The sequence below is a fragment of the Rhodococcus sp. P1Y genome (genome assembly GCF_003641205.1).
In the GTDB taxonomy this organism is placed as follows: Bacteria; Actinomycetota; Actinomycetes; order Mycobacteriales; family Mycobacteriaceae; genus Rhodococcoides.
Genome location: NZ_CP032762.1, coordinates 2,826,312 through 2,845,891, shown reverse-complemented (window position 1 = coordinate 2,845,891; position 19,580 = coordinate 2,826,312). Strand labels below are relative to the sequence as shown.

The 19,580-nt window shown below is 65.2% G+C and carries 22 protein-coding genes; 3 read left to right on the top strand and 19 right to left on the bottom strand.

The genetic code is table 11. The features are described 5' to 3' along the window. Positions 1 to 267 precede the first annotated feature (267 nt). The gene (locus D8W71_RS27985) at positions 268 to 468 is read right to left on the bottom strand and encodes a potassium channel family protein (RefSeq protein WP_236077868.1); all 201 of its coding nucleotides are present in this window, start codon (positions 466 to 468) and stop codon (positions 268 to 270) included. Continuing rightward, positions 444 to 821 carry a hypothetical protein gene (locus D8W71_RS27980; protein ID WP_236077867.1) on the bottom strand — a complete coding sequence of 126 codons (378 nt, stop codon included), beginning with the start codon at positions 819 to 821 and terminating at the stop codon, positions 444 to 446. Before D8W71_RS27980 ends, D8W71_RS27985 begins: the two co-directional genes overlap by 25 nt. Positions 822 to 961: 140 nt before the next feature. Here D8W71_RS27980 and D8W71_RS13120 point away from each other — a divergent pair, with 140 nt between their 5' ends. Continuing rightward, a complete protein-coding gene (locus D8W71_RS13120; RefSeq protein ID WP_121114046.1) occupies positions 962 to 2,689 on the top strand; it encodes an Hsp70 family protein in 1,728 nt (575 codons plus the stop codon). A 1-nt stretch (position 2,690) separates the two neighbouring features. Here the strand turns inward: D8W71_RS13120 and tsaD are convergent, their stop codons facing one another. From tsaD to glmS, 8 genes are all read right to left on the bottom strand, one after another. Continuing rightward, complete coding sequence (gene tsaD, locus D8W71_RS13115; RefSeq protein WP_121114045.1) at positions 2,691 to 3,746, bottom strand: tRNA (adenosine(37)-N6)-threonylcarbamoyltransferase complex transferase subunit TsaD; 1,056 nt, start codon at positions 3,744 to 3,746, stop codon at positions 2,691 to 2,693. Beyond that, complete coding sequence (gene rimI, locus D8W71_RS13110) at positions 3,743 to 4,234, bottom strand: ribosomal protein S18-alanine N-acetyltransferase (RefSeq protein WP_121114044.1); 492 nt, start codon at positions 4,232 to 4,234, stop codon at positions 3,743 to 3,745. Before rimI ends, tsaD begins: the two co-directional genes overlap by 4 nt. Then, positions 4,231 to 4,893, bottom strand: a complete 663-nt coding sequence (tsaB, locus tag D8W71_RS13105) for a tRNA (adenosine(37)-N6)-threonylcarbamoyltransferase complex dimerization subunit type 1 TsaB (protein ID WP_121114043.1) — start codon at positions 4,891 to 4,893, stop codon at positions 4,231 to 4,233. Before tsaB ends, rimI begins: the two co-directional genes overlap by 4 nt. Before the next feature lie 66 nt (positions 4,894 to 4,959). After that, complete coding sequence (gene tsaE / locus D8W71_RS13100) at positions 4,960 to 5,415, bottom strand: tRNA (adenosine(37)-N6)-threonylcarbamoyltransferase complex ATPase subunit type 1 TsaE (protein WP_121119097.1); 456 nt, start codon at positions 5,413 to 5,415, stop codon at positions 4,960 to 4,962. Between the two features lie 31 nt (positions 5,416 to 5,446). Further along, positions 5,447 to 6,487 (bottom strand): alpha/beta fold hydrolase, encoded by a 1,041-nt coding sequence (locus tag D8W71_RS13095; RefSeq protein ID WP_121114042.1) that lies wholly within the window; start codon positions 6,485 to 6,487, stop codon positions 5,447 to 5,449. Beyond that, positions 6,484 to 7,818: an alanine racemase gene (alr, locus tag D8W71_RS13090; RefSeq protein WP_121114041.1), complete on the bottom strand. Its 1,335-nt coding sequence runs from the start codon at positions 7,816 to 7,818 to the stop codon at positions 6,484 to 6,486. Before alr ends, D8W71_RS13095 begins: the two co-directional genes overlap by 4 nt. After that, positions 7,815 to 9,254: an NAD(P)H-hydrate dehydratase gene (locus tag D8W71_RS13085; protein WP_121114040.1), complete on the bottom strand. Its 1,440-nt coding sequence runs from the start codon at positions 9,252 to 9,254 to the stop codon at positions 7,815 to 7,817. The genes alr and D8W71_RS13085 overlap by 4 nt, the downstream gene beginning before the upstream one ends. Positions 9,255 to 9,285: 31 nt before the next feature. Then, positions 9,286 to 11,148: a glutamine--fructose-6-phosphate transaminase (isomerizing) gene (glmS, locus tag D8W71_RS13080; protein WP_121114039.1), complete on the bottom strand. Its 1,863-nt coding sequence runs from the start codon at positions 11,146 to 11,148 to the stop codon at positions 9,286 to 9,288. Between the two features lie 75 nt (positions 11,149 to 11,223). Here glmS and D8W71_RS13075 point away from each other — a divergent pair, with 75 nt between their 5' ends. Beyond that, positions 11,224 to 12,078, top strand: coding sequence for a dienelactone hydrolase family protein (locus tag D8W71_RS13075; RefSeq protein WP_121114038.1), 855 nt, complete (start codon positions 11,224 to 11,226; stop codon positions 12,076 to 12,078). 16 nt (positions 12,079 to 12,094) lie between these two features. Here D8W71_RS13075 and D8W71_RS13070 read toward each other — a convergent pair whose 3' ends face one another. The 3 genes from D8W71_RS13070 to D8W71_RS13050 are packed head-to-tail and all read right to left on the bottom strand — an operon-like array spanning position 12,095 to position 14,564. Further along, positions 12,095 to 12,295, bottom strand: a complete 201-nt coding sequence (locus D8W71_RS13070; protein ID WP_121114037.1) for a hypothetical protein — start codon at positions 12,293 to 12,295, stop codon at positions 12,095 to 12,097. Continuing rightward, entirely contained in the window at positions 12,292 to 14,265 is a 1,974-nt protein-coding gene (locus D8W71_RS27375; RefSeq protein WP_153275384.1) for a hypothetical protein, read from the bottom strand. Before D8W71_RS27375 ends, D8W71_RS13070 begins: the two co-directional genes overlap by 4 nt. Beyond that, entirely contained in the window at positions 14,262 to 14,564 is a 303-nt protein-coding gene (locus D8W71_RS13050; RefSeq protein WP_121114033.1) for a hypothetical protein, read from the bottom strand. The genes D8W71_RS27375 and D8W71_RS13050 overlap by 4 nt, the downstream gene beginning before the upstream one ends. Positions 14,565 to 14,719: 155 nt before the next feature. Between D8W71_RS13050 and D8W71_RS13045 the strand changes: the two genes are divergently transcribed. Further along, a complete protein-coding gene (locus D8W71_RS13045) occupies positions 14,720 to 15,760 on the top strand; it encodes an LLM class F420-dependent oxidoreductase (RefSeq protein ID WP_121114032.1) in 1,041 nt (346 codons plus the stop codon). 3 nt (positions 15,761 to 15,763) lie between these two features. Here the strand turns inward: D8W71_RS13045 and glmM are convergent, their stop codons facing one another. The 6 genes from glmM to D8W71_RS13015 all read right to left on the bottom strand — a co-directional run bounded on the left by glmM (position 15,764) and on the right by D8W71_RS13015 (position 19,513). Next, positions 15,764 to 17,098: a phosphoglucosamine mutase gene (gene glmM, locus D8W71_RS13040; protein WP_121114031.1), complete on the bottom strand. Its 1,335-nt coding sequence runs from the start codon at positions 17,096 to 17,098 to the stop codon at positions 15,764 to 15,766. Positions 17,099 to 17,213: 115 nt separating this feature from the next. Further along, a complete protein-coding gene (gene rpsI / locus D8W71_RS13035) occupies positions 17,214 to 17,759 on the bottom strand; it encodes a 30S ribosomal protein S9 (RefSeq protein ID WP_121114030.1) in 546 nt (181 codons plus the stop codon). Next, complete coding sequence (gene rplM / locus D8W71_RS13030) at positions 17,756 to 18,199, bottom strand: 50S ribosomal protein L13 (protein ID WP_121119095.1); 444 nt, start codon at positions 18,197 to 18,199, stop codon at positions 17,756 to 17,758. The genes rpsI and rplM overlap by 4 nt, the downstream gene beginning before the upstream one ends. A gap of 184 nt (positions 18,200 to 18,383) precedes the next feature. Further along, positions 18,384 to 18,725 (bottom strand): TraR/DksA family transcriptional regulator, encoded by a 342-nt coding sequence (locus tag D8W71_RS13025; RefSeq protein ID WP_236077865.1) that lies wholly within the window; start codon positions 18,723 to 18,725, stop codon positions 18,384 to 18,386. A 102-nt stretch (positions 18,726 to 18,827) separates the two neighbouring features. Then, the gene (locus D8W71_RS13020; RefSeq protein ID WP_121114028.1) at positions 18,828 to 19,121 is read right to left on the bottom strand and encodes a WXG100 family type VII secretion target; all 294 of its coding nucleotides are present in this window, start codon (positions 19,119 to 19,121) and stop codon (positions 18,828 to 18,830) included. A gap of 83 nt (positions 19,122 to 19,204) precedes the next feature. After that, entirely contained in the window at positions 19,205 to 19,513 is a 309-nt protein-coding gene (locus tag D8W71_RS13015; protein ID WP_236077864.1) for a WXG100 family type VII secretion target, read from the bottom strand. Positions 19,514 to 19,580: the final 67 nt, after the last annotated feature.

Sequence of the window (19,580 nt, the reverse complement as noted above, 5' to 3'; positions counted from 1 at the left end):
GGGTCGGATCCCCGGACAGCTGTGTTGGTAGTGCACGTTCGGTGCCCTGTGCTCGTTCCCGTCGTCGCGGGTTCCGGGACTTCGCTCAGCGCTGACTAGCACTCTATACACGCGAGTGCCAGCACTCAACCCCTACGTGTGCAAGCACTGGCGCCGGCGCTACGCCCGCAGCGAAATCTGGGCGACCGACTCGCTTACCAGCGGCGCAACGTCGGTCCACGCTTGCGCGAACACGCGGGAGACTTCGGATTCTGCCCGGTTGCGGGCCTACCCACTCGTACCGCTGGGGTGTCGACGAGCTTGGCCGCGGCGCACTGCGGCAAGAAGAAGCCGACCACCGAGGGCGATGATCACGAGATTCCCGATCATCTGAATCGAGACGACCGCACGAGCAAAATCGGTGGACGCGGTGATATCACCGAATCCAACCGTGGAAAAGACGGTCAGCGTGAAATAGAGGCCACCCATTCGCGAGACCGGCTCGCTGAAATTTTGAGCGGCAGACGCGGCAATGAGGTGATAAGCCGTGAAAAACCGATCAAATACATCGGCACCACCATGGCAATCGCTTCGACACCCTGCACTGCCGGGTAATCGGCCCTCATCACTTTCATCCCTTGCCACCCACACATCACAACCACCACCACCAGCGCCGATGCGAGAAACAAGATCGATCCCAGATCGGCAACCGACTCCATCGGAACGACGAAATACAGGACGGTGAGAATGACAGCCGTTGCTCCCGATCTCACCGATGCACGGAGTAACAGTGCCCATCGAGCCTTGTCGTCCAACATTGAATAAGACTCGGTAGTTGTCATTTTTCCGCTTTCGCCGACGCTTTCGACTCGATGCGTTCAAGTCATAACCCTCGAGTCGTGTCGTGTTTCCCATTCCCGCTATCCGTTCTGTAACGTTAAGATAACGAGACGGGATATCTATGTCTGACGGGAGGTGCGCGATGAGGATCGGAATCGGTGTTTCCACCGGAACCCAAGTCGTTTGCGCGGCTCTCGTAGTCGAAGAGGACGACGGTTCTCGGTCCGTCGAGTACCGCACAATCTCGACCGACAGCGAGGTCAACACCGATACCGGTGACCTGGTGTCCTCTGCGATCGAGCTGATGGCTTCCCTCGCCCCCGCCCCGCCCGGAGTCGGGGCACACGGCAGCGAGCGCCGCGTTCCCGATGTCGTCGCTGTGACACACCGAACCCAGGAGCAGGCAACGTCCGTTCGGTCGGCTCTCGCACGCACTCGCTGGACGGCGGTGCTCGTACCTGAGGCTGCGGCTGCGCACGCCTTTCTCGACGACGCCGGGTTGATCGCCCGCTATGGCGCAGTCGTCATCGTCGATGTCGGCGCGACGGGCACAACAGCTTCTGTCGTCGATACCGGCTCCGGCGTACTGCTCGCCGCGGACCGAACCGAGCACTTCAGCGGCGACGTTGTCGACCGGCTCGTCAAAGACTTGGCGCAGGGCAGCCCTACGGCCGCCCGCGCGGTACGGGACGACATTCGCGACGACCGAGGCGTCGGCTCCGCCCGGTATCGAGCTGTCAAAGAACACCTCTCCGCCCACGACTCGGCCGAGGTAAGAGGCCCGATGGGCAGCTCGTCCATCGACCGTGCGGAATTCGATCACGCCGTGCGGCCGTACGCGACGAACACGGCGCTTTTCACCGAACGCACTGCTGCACAGGCGGTATCGACGCCGGAGGCGGTGATCCTCATCGGCGGCGGCGCGAAGGTTCCAGTCGTGCGCGCCGAGTTCGACACACTCCTGTCGATGGCCGTCCTTGCCCCGGCTGACCCCGACACCATCCTCGCGACCGGCGCGGCGCACCTTGCCCTGAACGGACACACGGGCGGCTTCCCGATGGCCGGTCCCGGCGCGGGCAGCAGCGCTCGATCGATCGGGCGTTTCTCGGGCGCCCTGGTCGGCGCGCTGCTGGTCGGTGGAATCGTCGTCGCATACGGTGTGCAGACGCTTGCGCCGAACGACCGGTCCTCCGTATCGCCTGCTGGCTCCGCAGCTACAAGCGCCGCATCAGAAAATGACCCACCAATCGCAGACGGCGATGGGAGCCTCGTCGACGCCGGAACACGAACGAGCGCGCGGCCCGCTCCCGCCACCGGGAGCCCCGCCGGGCCGTCGCCGAGCGATTCCGCCGCTTCTCAGCCGGCGGTGACCACGCGTCCGTCGGTGACGCCGTCACTGCATCCGGCTCCCGACCTCCCACTCATACCGTGGCCTGCATCGCCTCGGACGTCCCCCGAGATCAGCGCTACATCGCCCTCGACACCTCGACCGATAGCCCCTGGCCCGACGAGCCCCGATCCGACGGGCCCTGTGACGACGAGCCCCGATCCTACGAGCCCCGTCACGACGAGCCCCGTGACGACGACTCCCGCGAATCCGTCGCCCGGCGGTTCGACGGATCTGCCGCCAACGGAGGGCCCAGGGGAATCCACGACGCCCAGGCCCGCGACGGGCGGATCCACCGAGCTGTCGCCCCCGCCGGTTCCGGCGATCACCGTTCCCACGACAGATGTCAACGACACTCCGTCTCCGGGCTTGTCGCCACCGACGTCCGTGTGGGCACCGCCTCCGACTGTTCAGGAACAGGCCGAGCCGACGCCGCGATCGGAAGCACGGACAACGGCTGCTCCGCCACCGCCCCAGAGCTGACTCAGTCGCCGACTCGGGCGCTCCCGGCCAGGATGCTGACCGACACAGGCAGGCCCGGATCGGTCGCAACCCGAAGATCGGACGGCTCAGCTCCTGCTGCCACGAGATGCGCGCCGAGCGCCGCGATCATCACCCCGTTGTCGGTACACAGTCTGGGCTTGGGGATACGGAGTGTCAGACCTGCCGACGCACAACGTGACTCGACCAACGATCGAATTCGGGAATTCGCTGTCGCCCCTCCGCCCAGCACGAGGGTATCGACGTTCACGTCTTCAGCGGCGCGCAGTGCCTTCATGGTCAGAACGTCGGCGACCGATTCCTGGAACGATGCCGCGATGTCCGCGACCGGAACGATCTCGCCTGCGCGAGTACGCGCCTCGACGAAACGTGCGACGGCGGTCTTGACGCCCGAAAACGAGAAGTCGTAGCGGGCGTCCCGCGGGCCGGTCATCCCTCGGGGAAATGAAATAGCGTGCGGGTCTCCTTCGCGCGCAGCGTCATCGAGCGCCGGCCCACCTGGATAGCCGAGGCCGAGCAACCGAGCGACCTTGTCGAACGCTTCACCGGCGGCATCGTCGACGGTGGTGCCGAGTTCGACGATCGGTGCCCCGAGATCGTCGACGTGCAGCAAGTGCGTGTGGCCGCCCGAGACGAGAAGAGCTACACACGGGGGCATCGGTCCATGTTCGAGCGTGTCGACCGCTACGTGTCCTCCGAGATGGTTGACCGCGTAAAACGGCACTCCCCACGCGGCTGCATAGGCTTTGGCCGCAGCAACTCCCACCAGGAGAGCCCCGGCCAGTCCGGGCCCGATCGTCACTGCAACCGCGTCGGGACGATCGATGCCGGCAGCGGCGAGTGCGCGCCGCATCGTCGGGACCATCGCTTCCAAGTGCGCGCGCGACGCGACCTCGGGAACGACACCTCCGTACCGTGCGTGTTCGTCGACGCTCGATGCGACCTCGTCGGCAAGCAGTTCGCACACTCCCGAGTCGTGCCACCGGACGATTCCAACGCCCGTCTCGTCGCACGAACTCTCGATCCCCATGACGATCACGCCGATGCACCCGCCTTTCTGCTCGGTCGCTGCATCGTGAAAGCATCTGCGCCACTGGGTTGGTAGTAGTTTCGTCTGGTACCGACCACGGCGAAACCTTCACGAAGGTACAGCTCGAGTGCCGCCGTGTTGTCGGTACGGACTTCGAGGAACACCGACCCTCCGTGCGAATCCGCGGCCGCGAGAAGATCGCCCAGCAAACGTCCGCCGATACCGCGACGGTGCGCGGCCGGATCGACACCGATGGTGTGCACCTCGGATTCCGCGGACGCACCGGTGCCGAGCAATGCTATTCCTGCATAGCCGAGCAAGACGTCGCCCTCACGAGCGGCAACATAATGATTGTGCGGCGCAGCAAGTTCCGACAAGAACGCTTTCTCGGTCCACGGGTCGTCGCCGGGAAAAAGCAACCGCTCCAACTCGGCGCAGCGCGCCGCGTCGGAAGCAACCATCGGCGTGATCGATACTTCGTCTCTCGTGCCGGTCATCGGCTTGCCTGTTTCGCGGCTTCGCGTTCGGCGATGGTCTTCGCATCCGGCCGCCGCAGGTAGAGCGGAACGAGCGCGTCGGCGGCCTCGCCCGATCCGAGAGCATGCGCAGCCGCAAGCACGAGACCGTCCGGTGTGGGCGAGATCGCCTCACGCAGCGGGAGTTCGAACAGAGCAGCATGCTCTCGCGATCCGGCAACCGCTGTCGCCGAACCGATGTCGACCGAGTCCGCCGCGCCGACGTCAGGGCCCGAGACCCGAACCCCAGCGCTGTATCGAGCCGAGTAGACCTCGCGCCTGCGGGCATCGGTCACCACGAGCAGTTCCGGCTCGTCGGAAAGCTGGGCAGCTATGGCGTCGAGACTGCACACGCCGTGTACTGGGAGGCCGAGCGCGTCGCCGAAGGCCGACGCCGTGGCCATCCCGACGCGCAGGCCGGTGAACGGACCGGGGCCGACACCGACGACTACCGCATCGAGGTCCCGCGGAGTCAGGTTGACCTCCGCCAGACACTCGAGAATGCCCGGAGTGAGAACCTCCGCATGCAACCGGGGGTCGACAACGACGCGGGCCGCGAGGACTTCGGCCGCACCATCGTGAAAGCGGACCAGACCAGCAGTCACCGCGGGCGTGGAAGTATCGACGGCGAGAACAAGCACGATGGTTCAGACTACCCGCCCGCGGGCGGCATCTTGCATCCTGCGTCGAGCGCAGCCGGGCAGGTGCTACGGAGCCGCCACACGACTGACTCGAACGCGACGAACATCGGTGTCGGGATCCCGGCGGATTCGCACCGCGATGTGCCCATCGGACAGCGCCTCGACCAGGCCCTCTCCCCACTCGACCACCACGACAGCATCGGCGAGATCGGAATCGAGATCCAGAGCGTCGAGCTCGTCGAGGGCGGACTGCCCCGTCATGCCCAACCGGTAGGCGTCGACATGGACGAGTGCCACCGGCGGCAGACCACCGGGCCGCTCGCCCGGGCGGTGCTCACGCGCAATGACGAACGTCGGCGAGCTCACGCGACCCGTCACACCGAGACCCGCCGCGATACCCCTGGTCATAGCGGTCTTTCCTGCCCCAAGCGGACCGTCGAGCACTACGAGATCGCCTGCGACCAAAGTCTGTGCGAGTCGGTACCCCACCTGCTCGGTGTCCTCGACGGCCGCGAGCAGCATCTCGTCACCGTCGAACGCTAGTTCCTCGGCGTCAGACAATTCCCCTCCTGCCCGACCGCCTCTTCGCCCTCAACTCCATCGCCCGTGTGCCGAGCCGGATCAGTGCAGCGTTGACCTTGTCGGGAAATTCGAGTTGGACCAGATGTCCCGCCTGCCGGATTCGCACCATCTCGGCCTCGGGAAGGGCGTCGGCGAGAGCGACGGAGCTGTCGAACGGGATGATCCAGTCGTCGTCCCCGCAGATCACCGTCGCCGGAATACGGGCCAGCTCGACCAGGGCATCACTCTCGTCGTGCAATTCCAACGTCTCGAGAAAGTTCACGATGGTGACCACGGAGGTGTCGTCGATCATGCTCTGAGAGAAGTCGACGAGCCGCGGGCTCACTCGCGTTCCATACGACGCCGCCCTCAACACCGGAGCGATGAGCCTCTTGGCCGCACCGCGGCCGAACTGCACTACTCCCGGAGACGTGCGCACGGCGAGACGGAACGCATCGACGACGGGATTGTCGAGGCTGCGCCCGAGGCCGGTCTCGGCGAGTCCGGCCGCCGTCGTCGAGATCAGTGCGACACCCACCACGCGTTCGCGGACGAGTTCGGGCTTCTGCCGTGTCATCGACAACACCGTCATTCCCCCCATCGAATGCCCGATGAGGATGAGGTGCCCCCGCGGCGCGACGCTCCTGATGACTGCATCGAGATCGAGCCCGAGTTGAGCGATCGTGCAGCTCTCGGACGACGGAATTCCGGATCGGCCGTGGCCGCGCTGGTCGTAGAACACCATGCGAACCTTCGAGCCCCACTCCTGTTCCAACGCCTGACGCTGGAAGTGCCAGGAGGACATTCGCAGGCAGTAGCCGTGTACGAACACCGCGGTGATCGGGGCGTCGACCGGACCGACTTCCCGCACGGCGAGCGGGACTCCGTCGTCGGCGGTCACGATCGACCCGCGGTCGGCCTCCATCAACCCCAGGTTCTCCGTGGCCATCGGATCCTTGTTGGAGCGCAGGACGGTTTCGCGCACCGCGATGCCCACGCTGTTCAGGATGGAAAGGTTGCCGGGTAGCTTCACGTCGCCGCCTCCCCCGATGTCGTGTCGCCGGATGTCGTGTCGATGGACGTCGTTGGGCTCGGGGCAGTCGGCTGCACGGGGCCGCCGCGGTGGATACGGCGAGCGCGACCGCCGATCCGGGTGACGACCTCGTAGTGGATCGTGCCGAGCGTGTCGGCCCACTCCTGTGCGAGAGGTTCGCCGTCGACGCCGGAACCGAACAGAACAGCGGTGTCTCCGACTTCGACACCGCCACCGTTCGGACCGAGATCGACCACGAACTGATCCATGCACACTCGTCCCACCGACGGAAAGCGCCTGCCCCTTATCGAGACGTCGAATCGGCCACTCAAGTTCCGGGTGACGCCGTCGGCGTATCCCATGGGTACCAGTCCGACGACGGTGTCCTCCGCAGCCGTCCATGTGTGTCCGTACGAGACGCTCTCGCCTTTTCCGACACGCTTGACGAGCGCGATCTGCGACGTCACCGTCATCGCCGGAGTCAAACCGAAGTGGCTTAGCTCGGGAATCGGCGACAGCCCGTACGCCGCGATTCCCGGACGAGTCATGTCGAAACGCAGATCAGGTCGCGTCAGCGTGGCTGCCGAGTTCGCCAAATGCACGAGTTCGGGCGGCATCCCTGCCGAGCGGGCACGAACGACGGATTCGCGCAGAATCGTCGCCTGCCGGTCGTTGGCGGGATGTTCGGGGGTATCGGCGCATGCGAGGTGCGAGAACATCGCACGAAATCGCACGGACTCCTCAGCGGCCGCACGAGCCAGAAGTGGGAACACCTCGTCCAGGTCGCCAGGCAGCAGGCCGTTGCGGTTGAGGCCGGTGTCGATCTTCAGCGACACCACCGCGGTGTGCTGGACGCGCTGTGCTGCCGCGATGACGGCGGTCAACTGCTGTACCGAGGAGACAGCGATCTCGATCTCGTTGGCGATCGCCGGCGCGAAGTCCGTATCGACACCGTGGAGCCACGACAGTATCGGCGCTCCGATCCCCGCCGTGCGCAGCGCCACCGCCTCGTCGACCGTGGTTACTCCGAGCTCGGACGCACCGGCGCCCAGCGCGGCGCGAGCGACGTGTTCGGCACCGTGGTTGTAGCCGTCCGCTTTGACCACGACCATGGTCGCGGCGTCCGCTGAGTGTTCACGTAACACCCGAACGTTGTCGGCGACCGCGCCCAAATCGATTGTCACCGATGACCCTGCGCCGGTATCGGGGCTGCCCGGGCCAACAGCAATGCCGTTCACGCCGGTAGCTTGTGCGTTGTCCACAGCAGTCGATAGTGCCACCCACGGCACCGGAACGCGTATTCGCCCAAGGCGAGACGCCTCTGACGTCATCGCCCGACTGTGACCGAACGCACCGACCGAATCGCGTCGGGTACCGCCGTGAGCAGCGGACTGGCCGAAATCGGAGCTGCAAATTCACCGGTCGGCCCGTACGCTGCCGTCGCTGCCGCGAGCGCATGTACGCGAGCTCCGCATGCGGCTGCGGTGAGAGGCTCCAGTCCGTTCGCCACGAGCGCGCCTACGATGCCCGACAGCACGTCTCCCGAACCCGCCGTCGACGCAGCGGACCCGCCTGCATCGTTGACCAGCACCCGCCCGCTGGGATCGGCGATCACTGTGGCACGGCCCTTCAGCAGTACCGTCACTCCCCACTGGGCGGCAAGCGCGCGCACCGATCCGACACGATCCGGCCCAGGAGCAGATCCGGTCAGACGTTCGAACTCCCCCGCGTGCGGTGTCAGCACAGTAGGTGCGGACCGCCCGCGGACGAGATCGGGTGAGGACGCGAGAATCGTCAGCGCATCGGCATCGACCACCACCGGCACATCGGATTCCAGTGCGCCCGCCAGCCAGGATTTGGACATCTCCCCCGTGCCGAAACCCGGGCCGACCACCCATGCCTGAACTCGACCCGCGCTGCCCGGATCGGCCGCGGCCACGACCTCGGGATACCGCGATACGACGTCGGCGCCCGCACTTCCGACGTACCGGACCATTCCGGAGGTGGCGGCGACGGCGGCGCCCACGCTGAGCATGGCGGCACCGGGGAAGCGGTCGCTTCCTGCCATCACTCCGACGACGCCTTGCGAATACTTGTCGTCCGCGGCTGTCGGGATCGGCCACGTCGCGCCGACGTCCGCGGGCGAAAGCGAGCCGAGGAACCCCTCGGGCAAGGACAAGCCGATATCGATGAGTTCGACTCTGCCGCAATAAGGTACGGCCAATACGTGCGCCGGTTTGCGAGCACCGAATGCAACGGTGACCTCCGCGCGCACAGCCGGTCCGTCGACAGCGCCGGTGACCGGGTCGACCCCGCTGGGAATGTCGACCGCGATGATCGGAGCGGTAATTCTTCCGACGATGTCGGCCGCTTCCGGTCGCAGCGCCCCGCGGCCCGAGATGCCGACGATGGCGTCGATCACCACGTCGGGCGTTCCGGGTTCGTCGACCACACGACCTCCGGCTCGCCGGAACTCCGCGAGCCCGCCTGGATGAGCTCGCTCCGGGGCCAGCAAGACCGCGGTTACCCGCGCGCCGCGGCGCCGAAGAATCGCGCCCGCGAACAAGCCGTCGCCCCCGTTGTCGCCGGATCCGACGAGAACACAGATCTCACGCCCGGCGACTCCGCCGGTGCGATCGATCGATTCGGCAGCCACGACGCCGGCCAATCCGTGTGCGGCCCTGCGCATCAGCGTTCCGGCAGGTAGTGCATCGAGCAACGGCCGTTCGGCGCCGCGTACCTGTTCTGGCGTGTAGTAGCTCCGCATCGGGTGTCTCTCTCCCCCTCCTCCGACCGGACTACTCGACGGTGACCGACTTCGCCAGGTTTCGCGGCTTGTCGACGTCGTAACCGCGCGTCTGCGCGACCTCGGCGGCGAAGACCTGAAGCGGGACCGTCGACAGCAACGGCTGCAACAGGGTCGGCGCGGCCGGGATCTCGATCAGGTGGTCTGCGAACGGACGTACTGCGTCGTCGCCTTCCTCGGCGATGACGACCGTGCGCGCCCCGCGCGCCTGAATTTCACGAATGTTGCTGAGCAACTTCGAATGAAGTACTGCCCGCCCCTTCGGCGACGGCATCACGACGATGACGGGCAAACCGTCTTCGATCAGCGCGATCGGGCCGTGCTTGAGCTCGCCGGCTGCGAACCCCTCGGCGTGCATGTACGCAAGTTCCTTGAGCTTGAGAGCGCCTTCGAGGGCCACCGGGTAGCCGACGTGGCGCCCGAGGAACAAGATGGTCGGCGACGTGGCAAGTTCGCGCGCCAGCTCCCGAACCGGTTCGACCGAATCGAGAACGCGTTGAACCAGTTCCGGCATCGCTTCCAGGTCGGCGAACTCGCGCGCAACCTCGTCGGGGTACTTGGTGCCGCGCGCCTGGGCCAAGGCCAGCCCGACGAGATAGTTGGCCGTGACCTGTGCGAGAAAGGCCTTCGTCGATGCGACGCCGATCTCGGGTCCGGTCCTCGTGTACAGCACGGCATCGGCCTCACGCGGAATTTGCGAGCCGTTGGTGTTGCACACCGCGAGGACTTTCGCGTTCTGCTCCTTGGCGTGGCGAACAGCCTCCAACGTGTCCGCTGTCTCCCCCGACTGGGAGATGGCCACGACCAGTGTCGACCGATCCAGCACCGGATCGCGGTACCGGAACTCACTTGCCAGCTCTACCTCGACCGGAAGCCGCGTCCAGTGTTCGATCGCGTATTTCGCAAGAAGTCCGGAGTGGTACGAACTGCCACAGGCCACGACGAAGATCTTGTCGACGTCGCGCAATTCCTGGTCCGACAATCGTTGCTCGTCGAGCACGATCCGTCGGTTCTCGAAGTGTCCCAGTAGCGTGTCCGCGATGGCGGTCGGCTGCTCCTGGATCTCCTTGAGCATGAAGTAGTCGTAGCCGCCCTTCTCGGCCGCGGCCAGATCCCAGTCGATGTGGAACGGGCGTCCCGACGCCTCTTCCCCGTCGAATCCGGTGATCTCGTATCCGTCTCGGGTGATGACGACGACCTGGTCCTGACCGAGTTCGACGGCCTCACGGGTGTGCTCGATGAACGCCGCGACGTCCGAGCCGAGGAACATCTCGCCCTCGCCCACTCCGACGACGAGTGGGGTCGACCGGCGGGCAGCGACGATGGTGTCGGCATGATCCGAGTGGGTGAAGACGAGAGTGAACGCGCCCTCGAGCCTGCGGAGAACAGCCTTCGCACTGGCTACGAAGTCACCCTTCGTAGCGCCCGACGCGTAGGCGCGGGAGACCAGATGCACTGCGACCTCGGTGTCGGTGTCGCTCGAGAACTCGATTCCTTCGGTTTCGAGTTCGGCGCGCAGAGGACCGAAGTTCTCGATGATGCCGTTGTGCACGACCGCGACCGAACCGGAGGCGTCACGGTGCGGGTGCGCGTTGCGGTCCGTCGGGCGACCGTGGGTGGCCCAGCGGGTGTGCCCCATGCCTGCCGTGCCTGTGAACTTCTCGGCGCCGATCTCGTCGAGCTCGGCCTCCAAGTTGGCAAGACGGCCTGCTTTACGTTCGACCGCGGTGTTGCCCGCACCGTCGAGAATTGCGATGCCCGCCGAGTCGTAGCCCCTGTATTCCATGCGCCGAAGCGCCTCGACCACGACGCCCAGAGCTGGGCGGTGACCGACGTATCCCACGATTCCGCACATGGTGGTTCAGGGTACCCGTCGCCGCAGCGCCCCCATACCTGCGTCGAGGACACACGATCCGATAGCGTTGCGGCTGTGGCGACACCAAAGAAGCTCGCAGGTGAATTAGGTAGACGTGGACCGCACAAGGTGCTGCGGGGCAATCTGGCTCTCGCCGGTCAGCCCGGCATCGTGTTCACCCCTGCCACCGGCTACAACCTGCCTGCGGTGGCCTTCGGCCACGGGTGGTTGCTCGGTGCAGAACGGTATGCGAACACCCTGAAGCATCTCGCGTCGTGGGGAATCGTTGCCGCTGCACCCGACACCGAGCGCGGGCCACTTGCATCACATCGCGGCCTCGCTGCCGATCTCGGCACAACCCTCGACATCGTCACCGGCGTACGACTCGGCACCGGCGACATCAGCGTTCATCCGGACAAACTGGCGGTAGCAGGCCACGGGATGGGTGCGAGCGTCGCCGTACTCGAAGCCGCTGCCCGTTCCGACATAAAAGCGGTCGCCGCGTTGTACCCGGCACCGTCGTCCCCCAGCGCCGAGGACGCCGCGGCAACCTTGTCGATTCCGAGTCTCGTTCTCGGCGATCCAGCGCTCACCGACTCGCTCAACGACAACACCCTCTCGCTTGCAGGGGCGTTGACAGGCCCGTCGACGTTCCGACGCCTGTCCAAAGGGACGTCGGACGGAATCGTCGAGGGTCGTCGCCTCTTGAGCCCTCTCGGCGTAGGAGGCACCGAGAAGGCCACCGTGCACACCACCCGCGCTCTGCTCACAGCCTTTCTGCTGTTCCACCTGACGGGTGACAAGCAGTACGGCGAACTCGCCGGTGCTGCAGAAGTGAAGGGCACCAAGGTGGTCGACCCACACGCACCGATCGCAGATCAGCCGAAGCCGAGCCCGCTGTCGGCAATCCGCGCAGTCGTCGGTCGCTGATCACCCCTGACCGGGGTCACACCAGCCAGCTCGACGGCGGTTCATCGTCCGGTGTCTCCGCGTACGGATGTGCGCCGGGGATCGGGTCGATCCGCTGCGGCTTCGACTCACTCGCGACAGCTCGTACCGCGTCCTCGAAGCGTTTTCGCGACGCGGTCATGGCATCGGAGTGCTCGTTGGCAATTCGATCGAACCGTGCCCTCCACCAGTCGGTCACAGTGGGCCCGCCTCTGCTATTCGTGCACCCGACGCGGGTGATTCACTTGCGGCCGGTGGGTCCGCGACCGTGCCCTCGTGCTGCGGATCCGGAGCGGCCGGAGGTATCGGGGCGTCCGGTATCGGGGCGTCAGGCGGCGCTGGACCGTCGACAGGTGTCACCGGTTCTCCCTGGTGCGGAGGATCGGGATCCGTGGGCGGATTCGCCGGCACGACATCCTGCGGTTCGACAGCGGTGACGACCGGCTCGGGACCGACGGTCGGTGGCGGCATGACCTCGGCAGCGGGAAACACCGGTGCCTGAGCCTGCATCTGCTCGACAATCGGGAGTCCGAACGGACCGGGCCTCAGTTCGAAACGCGTGTTGTCCCCGTTCGGGGCTCTCAGATCCAATGCGACTGTTCCATTGTGCGCCAACGACAACCGCGCACTGTGCCCGTCGAGCGCAGCTTCGAGGTGGCCGCGTTCGGTGAAACCGTCGACGACCGGCGCAGGTGGAATCAGTGCCGGCACGTGCGGAACAGGGCCGGTCGATACGTTCGGTCCTGGTGCGTGATCGATGCCGGACTTAGACCAAGACCCAGGGCCTGGCGGTGGCTGCGGCCCGACATCGACGGGCGAAATCGTCGGCGTTCCCGTTCCCGGCGTCTGCGGGCGCGGTTCAGGCTGTGAGCCCGGTGCAGGCTGGCCCTCGTCACCGGGCGACGAAAGCTTCTCGCACGCGTCGTCGAGCAAGGCCTTCACTTGCGAGGTCAGATCCTGCCCGGCCCTCTCGATCGCCGCGACGATGTCTCGGCCGCTGGGTAGGTCACCGAACATCGAACGGAGCGCGGCAGGCAGGTCGTGCGGAGGCAACGCCGACCCGGGCGACGACTCTGCGGCCCCAGGTGTTCCAGTTGCACCGGTTGCAGGTTCACGATCGTCCGGGCCGTCCCCGCCCGAGGGGCCGACCCGAGGCCGAACCGTAGATGCGTCGGGCTCGCGGACCGAAGTCTGTGCACCGCCGCCGGCACCGCCATCAGCACCGGGACCGGGACCGGGACCGGGACCGGGACCGCCACCATGGCTGGCACCTGCACCGGCAGGTTCGGTTGGTAGCGCGACCGTACGGGGAGCCGGAAAAGCACTCGTCTCGACGGCTTCGGCGAGTTCGGCCAACGTCGTCAGATAGTTGCGCACTGCGATGTCGGTCGACACGCACGCATCCACAAGGTGCTGAGCGGCCGCCGAAACGATTCGAGCAAAGGTGTTGCCGAGCCATTCCTGACACACACCTCGAGCATGAATCAGAGCGATTTCGAGTGAGTTGACGGTCGGAGTCGGCGGCAGCAGTGATGGCAAGACGACGCCGGGCAGAGGCGTCGGCGCGGGTGCGACGACTGCAGGCAGGTAGGGGGCAACGACGTCGATGAAGTTCTGACCGTGCGCCGTGATCAAGGGGTTGTCATCGATGCTCAGTTGGGCCAGGGCATCGATCGCTTCGACGCCGATCAGCGGGATCCCGTCGATCGACGACCGATCGGGCGCGCCGAGGCCGGTCGGGTCGAACGCCGAGACGTCGGCCGCTTTCGCGTCCAACACCGATCGGATCTGATCGACGGCACACGACATCGCCGTAGCCAAGTGGTACGTCGCCTCGGTTCGCTGCGAACCGAGTGTTCGGTCCGCGCGGACGTCGGCGAGAGCCTGCTGGCCGGCTGTGCCCACCCAGGCGCCCGACAGAGTGTCCACCAACATGCTCTGGTGCTCCACCTCCGCCCTCGCGGCAGTGACAGCGTCACCGAGCACCCGAGCATCGTCAGCCAAAACGTCCAGGTCGAGTCCTCTTTGCTCGTCGTAGCGTGCGCACAACCCTGGATACGTCCAAGGCGAATCGGACACGACGCGATGAAGGATGGGGATGTACTTCTCGAAGTACATCAGCCCCACGGCGCCCGAGTCGAGAATCTGGTCGACAGTGCGGCCCGTCACCGCCGACCACCCTGATCCGCCATGAACGACGCCGTATAACCATCCGAGCCCTGATACCCCGCGACACTTGCTCGCAGCGCTCCGGCGTTGTCCTCGCTCGCCTCGCTCCACCGACGGAAGCTCGCCTCGACTCCGTCAAACCGTAAAGCGATCCGTGCGCCGAGTTCACCGTAGTTGCGTCCGGCGGTATCCCCGTCGAACGCGAGCTTCGCGATCTCGCCCGCCACGGCGCCGATCACCTCGGACGAATGTTCGAATCCGAGCGCCACTTCGGCGACTTTCTCGACATCGATCTCCATCTTCGGCCAATCCCCCACGTCGTCGCGATCGAAGAACGCATACCGTTCCTGCTCTGTTCGACGCAGCCCGCACGGAAACGGTTCCGCTCGGCGTCCGGTAACGTCCGATGTCGGTAACTCGTGTCACATATAAAATCCACGTCGAGGAGATTCGAATGCACATCGGTACGTCCCTGAACTACTCGGGCGGATTCAAGGAAACCGTCGCCGAGGTGACCGAACTCGAAAAAGCAGGACTCGACATCATCTTCGTGCCCGAGGCCTACTCGTTCGACGCGGTCAGCCAACTCGGCTTTCTGGCCGCGAAGACCTCGACCATCAAGATCGCGTCCGGGATCTTCCAGATCTACACCAGAACCCCTTCGCTGACCGCGATGACGGCCGCCGGTTTGGACTATGTGTCCGAAGGTCGCTTCGTGCTCGGCCTCGGCGCGTCCGGTCCTCAGGTCGTCGAGGGTTTCCACGGCGTCAAGTACGACGCACCGATCGCCAGGACTCGCGAGGTCATCGAGATCTGCCGCCAGGTCTGGCGCCGCGAGAAGGTCGAGCACCAGGGGAAGTACTACCAGATTCCGTTGCCGGCCGACAAGGGAACCGGACTGGGCAAGCCGCTCAAGCTCATCAATCACCCTGTCCGCGATCGCATCCCGGTCGTCATCGCCGCACTCGGCCCGAAGAACGTCGAACTCACGGCCGAGATCGCAGAGGGATGGCAGCCGATCTTCTACTACCCGGAGAAGGCCGATCAGGTCTGGGGCGATGCATTGACCGCAGGTAAGGCGAAGCGCGATGCTGCTCTCGGTGATCTCGAAGTGTTCGCCAGTCCCACACTCGCGATCGGCGAGGACGCCGAGAAGTACCTACCGTGGGTGAAGCCGCATTTGGCCCTGTACATCGGCGGAATGGGCGCCAAAGGCAAGAACTTCTACAACGACCTCGCGCAGCGCTACGGCTACGAAGCAGAAGCCGAGAAGATTCAGGACCTCTACCTCGCGGGCAAGAAAGAGGAAGCAGCAGCGGCAGTTCCGGACGAACTGGTGCGCGCGGTCAATCTCATCGGGCCGGAAAGTTACGTCAAGGAGCGTGTCGCGGCGTTCGCCGAAGCCGGCGTCACGACGCTGAACGTCACACCCCTTGCCGATGACACCGCAGGTCGCGTTGCGCAGTTGACTGCGCTACGCAACCTCACCGCCTGACGTTCAGACCTGCCCGACCCGGCTCGCCAGATCCTCGGCGAGTCGGCGGGCGAGGTCGGGCTCTTCAGCCTCGACCATGACCCGAACCAGTTGCTCGGTGCCACTGGGGCGCAACAACACTCGACCCGTGTCGCCCAACACGCGCTCGACCTCGGCGACACTTTCGAGCACCGACGGCGCCGATGCGACTGCGCTCTTGTCCGAGACCTTCACGTTGATGAGCACCTGCGGCAGCGTTGTCATCACCGACGCGAGATCCGCGAGCGATTTCGACGTGGTCGCCATTCGTCCCATCACGAGCAAGGCCGTCAGAACACCGTCGCCCGTCGTTCCGAACTCCGGGATCACGACGTGCCCGCTCTGCTCGCCGCCGAGCGCGAATCCACCGGCCCGCAACTCTTCCAGCACGTATCGGTCACCCACTGCGGCCGTTCTGACCGAGATACCTGCCTCACGCATCGCTATGTGCAAACCCAGGTTGCTCATGACAGTAGCGACCAAAGTGTCCTCGACGAGGCTTCCGGATTCCTTCATCCCGACCGCGAGGACGGCCATGATCGCATCGCCGTCGACGATCGCACCGGTCGCGTCCACGGCAAGACACCTGTCGGCGTCACCGTCGTGCGCGATCCCCAGATCCGCCCCGTGCTCGACGACCGACTTCTGCAGGTCGTCCATGTGCGTCGACCCACAGCCGTCGTTGATGTTCAGCCCGTCCGGTTGAGCGTTGATCGCCACGACCGTCGCACCCGCAGCCGCGTAGATCCTCGGCGCCACCGCCGAAGCCGCGCCGTGCGCGCAATCGACCACGACGGTCAACCCGTCGAGCGATCCGGTCAGCGCTTTACCCACGTGTGCGACGTATCGGTCAGCGGCGTCAGGAGCTTGCCGTACTCGACCGATGTCGGCACCGGTCGGGGACTGCGCCAGCCGAGGCTCGGCGATGGCAAACTCGATGCGGTCTTCGACGTCGTCGTCGAGCTTGCGTCCGCCTGCGGCGAATATCTTGATTCCGTTGTCCGGCATGGGATTGTGCGATGCCGAGATCATCACACCGAGTGCAGCGCCGTACTCGGCAGTGAGAAATGCGACTGCGGGCGTCGGCAGAACACCGACATCGACGACGTCGACACCGGACGCGGTGAGTCCGGCCGTGACGGCTGCCGCGAGCATCTCCCCGCTCGCGCGTGGATCTCGACCCACGACCGCGAGCAGTCTGTTGCCGGACGGCGGTGCAAGCACCTCAGCCGCAGCCTTGGCCACCTTCAATGCCAATTCCGGGGTCAACAGCCCGTTGGCCAGACCCCGTACGCCGTCGGTACCGAACAGTCGAGTCATGCCGACACGTCCCCCTTAGCCGGAAAGTAAAAGCAGAAGTTCGAAACAAAAGCCGCGAGGGCAGGCATCCGGTACAGATGGACGCCTGCCCTCGCGGGTAGATCGGTGTAAAACGTCAGCGCTTGGAGTACTGCGACGCCTTACGGGCCTTCTTCAGGCCGTACTTCTTACGCTCGACTGCACGGGCGTCACGCGTGAGGAAGCCTGCAGCCTTGAGCGGCGGGCGATCCTCCGGGGTGACCTCGATAAGTGCGCGCGAGATGGCCAGACGCAAAGCGCCTGCCTGACCCGAAGGTCCGCCACCGTGCAGAAGCGCGATGACGTCGAAGGACTCTGCGCGATCGACGAGAACCAGCGGAGCCTTGATCAGCTGCTGGTGCACCTTGTTCGGGAAGTAGTCTTCGAGGCTACGGCCGTTGAGCTTGAAGCCACCGGTGCCCGGCGAGAACCGGACGCGAGCAACAGCTTCCTTACGACGACCGACGGTCTGGACCGGGCGGTCGAACAGGATCGGCGCAGGCGCTGCTGCGGCTTCGATCTCTTCGACGACCTCGGGATCTTCGACTGCCACGAACTCGTCCGCGGCGATCTCGACCTCTGCGGACTCGATGTCAGACGGGTTCTCCTGCGACGTCACGTCATTTCCCTCCGGCGCCGTCACTGGGACACCTGCTTGATCTCGAACGGAACGGGCTGCTGAGCGGTGTGGGGGTGGTTCGGTCCCGCGTACACCTTGAGCTTGCCCGCGATGGCATTACCGAGCTTGTTCTTGGGGATCATGCCCTTGACGGCCTTCTCCACGAGACGATCGGGGTGAGACTCCAGCACCTGGCGAGTCGAACGCGACTTCAGGCCGCCCGGATGACCGGAGTGGTGGTGGTGGAACTTGCCGTCGAGCTTGTTGCCACTGATGGCAACTTTCTCGGCGTTGATGATGACGACAAAATCGCCACCGTCGACGTTGGGTGCGTAGGTCGGCTTGTGCTTGCCGCGGAGCAGAGTCGCAGCCTGGACGGCAAGGCGTCCGAGCACGACGTCCGTAGCGTCGATCACATGCCAAGTCCGGGTGGTGTCCCCGGCCTTCGGGCTATATGTAGACACAGAAATTCCTGTCTTCATGATGTCGCTGCTGGCCAAGACGAGTTGATGACCTCGGCGGCCAGTTGAGACCCGAGATCAAGAGCTCGACACGCGTAAAAGCGCGGCGAGCCCATACACGCCAAAGGAGGACGATACCGGGTACGTGTCTCCCAGGTCAAAACGTGCTTTCTCCCGGGGCTCCCGCCTAGCGAAGTCGCGCGCACCCGATGCAGCGACGCGCGGCAGGCAATGCGTCGAGACGGGCGTCGGCAATGGCCTCGCCGCACCTCTCGCACGTGCCGTAGGTTCCGGCGACGACCCGCCCCGAGGCCTCGTCGAGTTCCCTCAACTCGTTCTCTGCGTCCCGGGCGAGTGAGCCGACCGTCGCTCGCTCGAACGCGATGGTCGACCCCTCTGGGTCGTGCTCGTCGTCGTCGGTGGACCACTTCGATCCTTCGACGATCGCCAGGAACTGCGCACGCAACGATTCGAGCCGGGCCGTGACGATCGTTCTCGCCTCGTCGATCCGTCGAATATCACGCTCCACGCATGCCAGTGAACTACGAAACGCCGACCCGCGCAGCATTCGGCCCCGATGTCGATCGACATCGGGGCCGTAGTGAGCGCAGGGATCGGATAAGTCCGAATCCTAGGAGAAGCGAGACCTGTTCACTGCTTCCTGCTCCTGCATCCGCTGGTTGCCGGAGTTCACCGCGCCGATCAGGCTCTGAAGAACGCCGTTCAGTTCGGCCTGCGCCGAATTCCACTCGGCCTGCTTCACCTGGTACGCGTCGGAGTCCGCGCCCTGCCAAGTCGCGACCAGCGGCTGTATCGTGGACTTGACCTCGTCGAGGCGCTCGTTCAGCGACGACCATTTGGTCGTCAGCCCACCGGCGAGATCCCCGATCGCGCCGAAGTTGTACTTGATTTCACCGTTCATCATCGATTCCTCGCGTTGATTCGGTCGACAGACGTCGACTCGGAATGGGCTTGCATACTTCGTGTCACGACTACGAGAACGGCCGATCAGAGGTTGAGGCTGCTGCCGACCGTATTGATCTGGGAGACGTTGTCCTGCTCGGATTGGTCGTACTGAACACCGCTGGTCTTGATCGACTCCCCGATGCCGGCGAGCGCGTTCTCCAACTTGAATGCACTGGAGTCCCAGCTGGTCATGACCTGCGCGAACGTGGTCGACGCCGTGCCCTTCCATATTCCGGACGCTGCAAGATCCACGTCCGCACGCAACGCGCGCAGAAGTCCGCCGATCTGCTCCCTCAGACCATCGACCTTCGCGGACACTGCGAGCATGGTCTGAATGTCGGTTTCTGCCATGATCGACTCCTTCACGTTCTTCGGTTTCGAGCACTCGGGCGAATACTCGGTCGAGGCTTCGGATCGC

Bases quoted from the DNA above. Each gene is read 5' to 3' on its own strand.
- rimI (WP_121114044.1), bottom strand. From the start codon at position 4,234: ATGACCGGCACGAGAGACGAAGTATCGATCACGCCGATGGTTGCTTCC.
- D8W71_RS27985 (WP_236077868.1), bottom strand. From the start codon at position 468: ATGGGTGGCCTCTATTTCACGCTGACCGTCTTTTCCACGGTTGGATTC.
- D8W71_RS13120 (WP_121114046.1), top strand. From the start codon at position 962: ATGAGGATCGGAATCGGTGTTTCCACCGGAACCCAAGTCGTTTGCGCG.
- D8W71_RS13020 (WP_121114028.1), bottom strand. From the start codon at position 19,121: ATGATGAACGGTGAAATCAAGTACAACTTCGGCGCGATCGGGGATCTC.
- D8W71_RS13085 (WP_121114040.1), bottom strand. From the start codon at position 9,254: ATGCGGAGCTACTACACGCCAGAACAGGTACGCGGCGCCGAACGGCCG.
- D8W71_RS13015 (WP_236077864.1), bottom strand. From the start codon at position 19,513: ATGGCAGAAACCGACATTCAGACCATGCTCGCAGTGTCCGCGAAGGTC.
- glmS (WP_121114039.1), bottom strand. From the start codon at position 11,148: ATGTGCGGAATCGTGGGATACGTCGGTCACCGCCCAGCTCTGGGCGTC.
- tsaE (WP_121119097.1), bottom strand. From the start codon at position 5,415: ATGCTGCTCGCGGCCGTCGAGGACACCGAGCAGGTGGGGTACCGACTC.
- glmM (WP_121114031.1), bottom strand. From the start codon at position 17,098: ATGACTCGACTGTTCGGTACCGACGGCGTACGGGGTCTGGCCAACGGG.
- D8W71_RS13045 (WP_121114032.1), top strand. From the start codon at position 14,720: ATGCACATCGGTACGTCCCTGAACTACTCGGGCGGATTCAAGGAAACC.
- alr (WP_121114041.1), bottom strand. From the start codon at position 7,818: ATGACGTCAGAGGCGTCTCGCCTTGGGCGAATACGCGTTCCGGTGCCG.
- D8W71_RS27980 (WP_236077867.1), bottom strand. From the start codon at position 821: ATGACAACTACCGAGTCTTATTCAATGTTGGACGACAAGGCTCGATGG.
- D8W71_RS13050 (WP_121114033.1), bottom strand. From the start codon at position 14,564: ATGGAGATCGATGTCGAGAAAGTCGCCGAAGTGGCGCTCGGATTCGAA.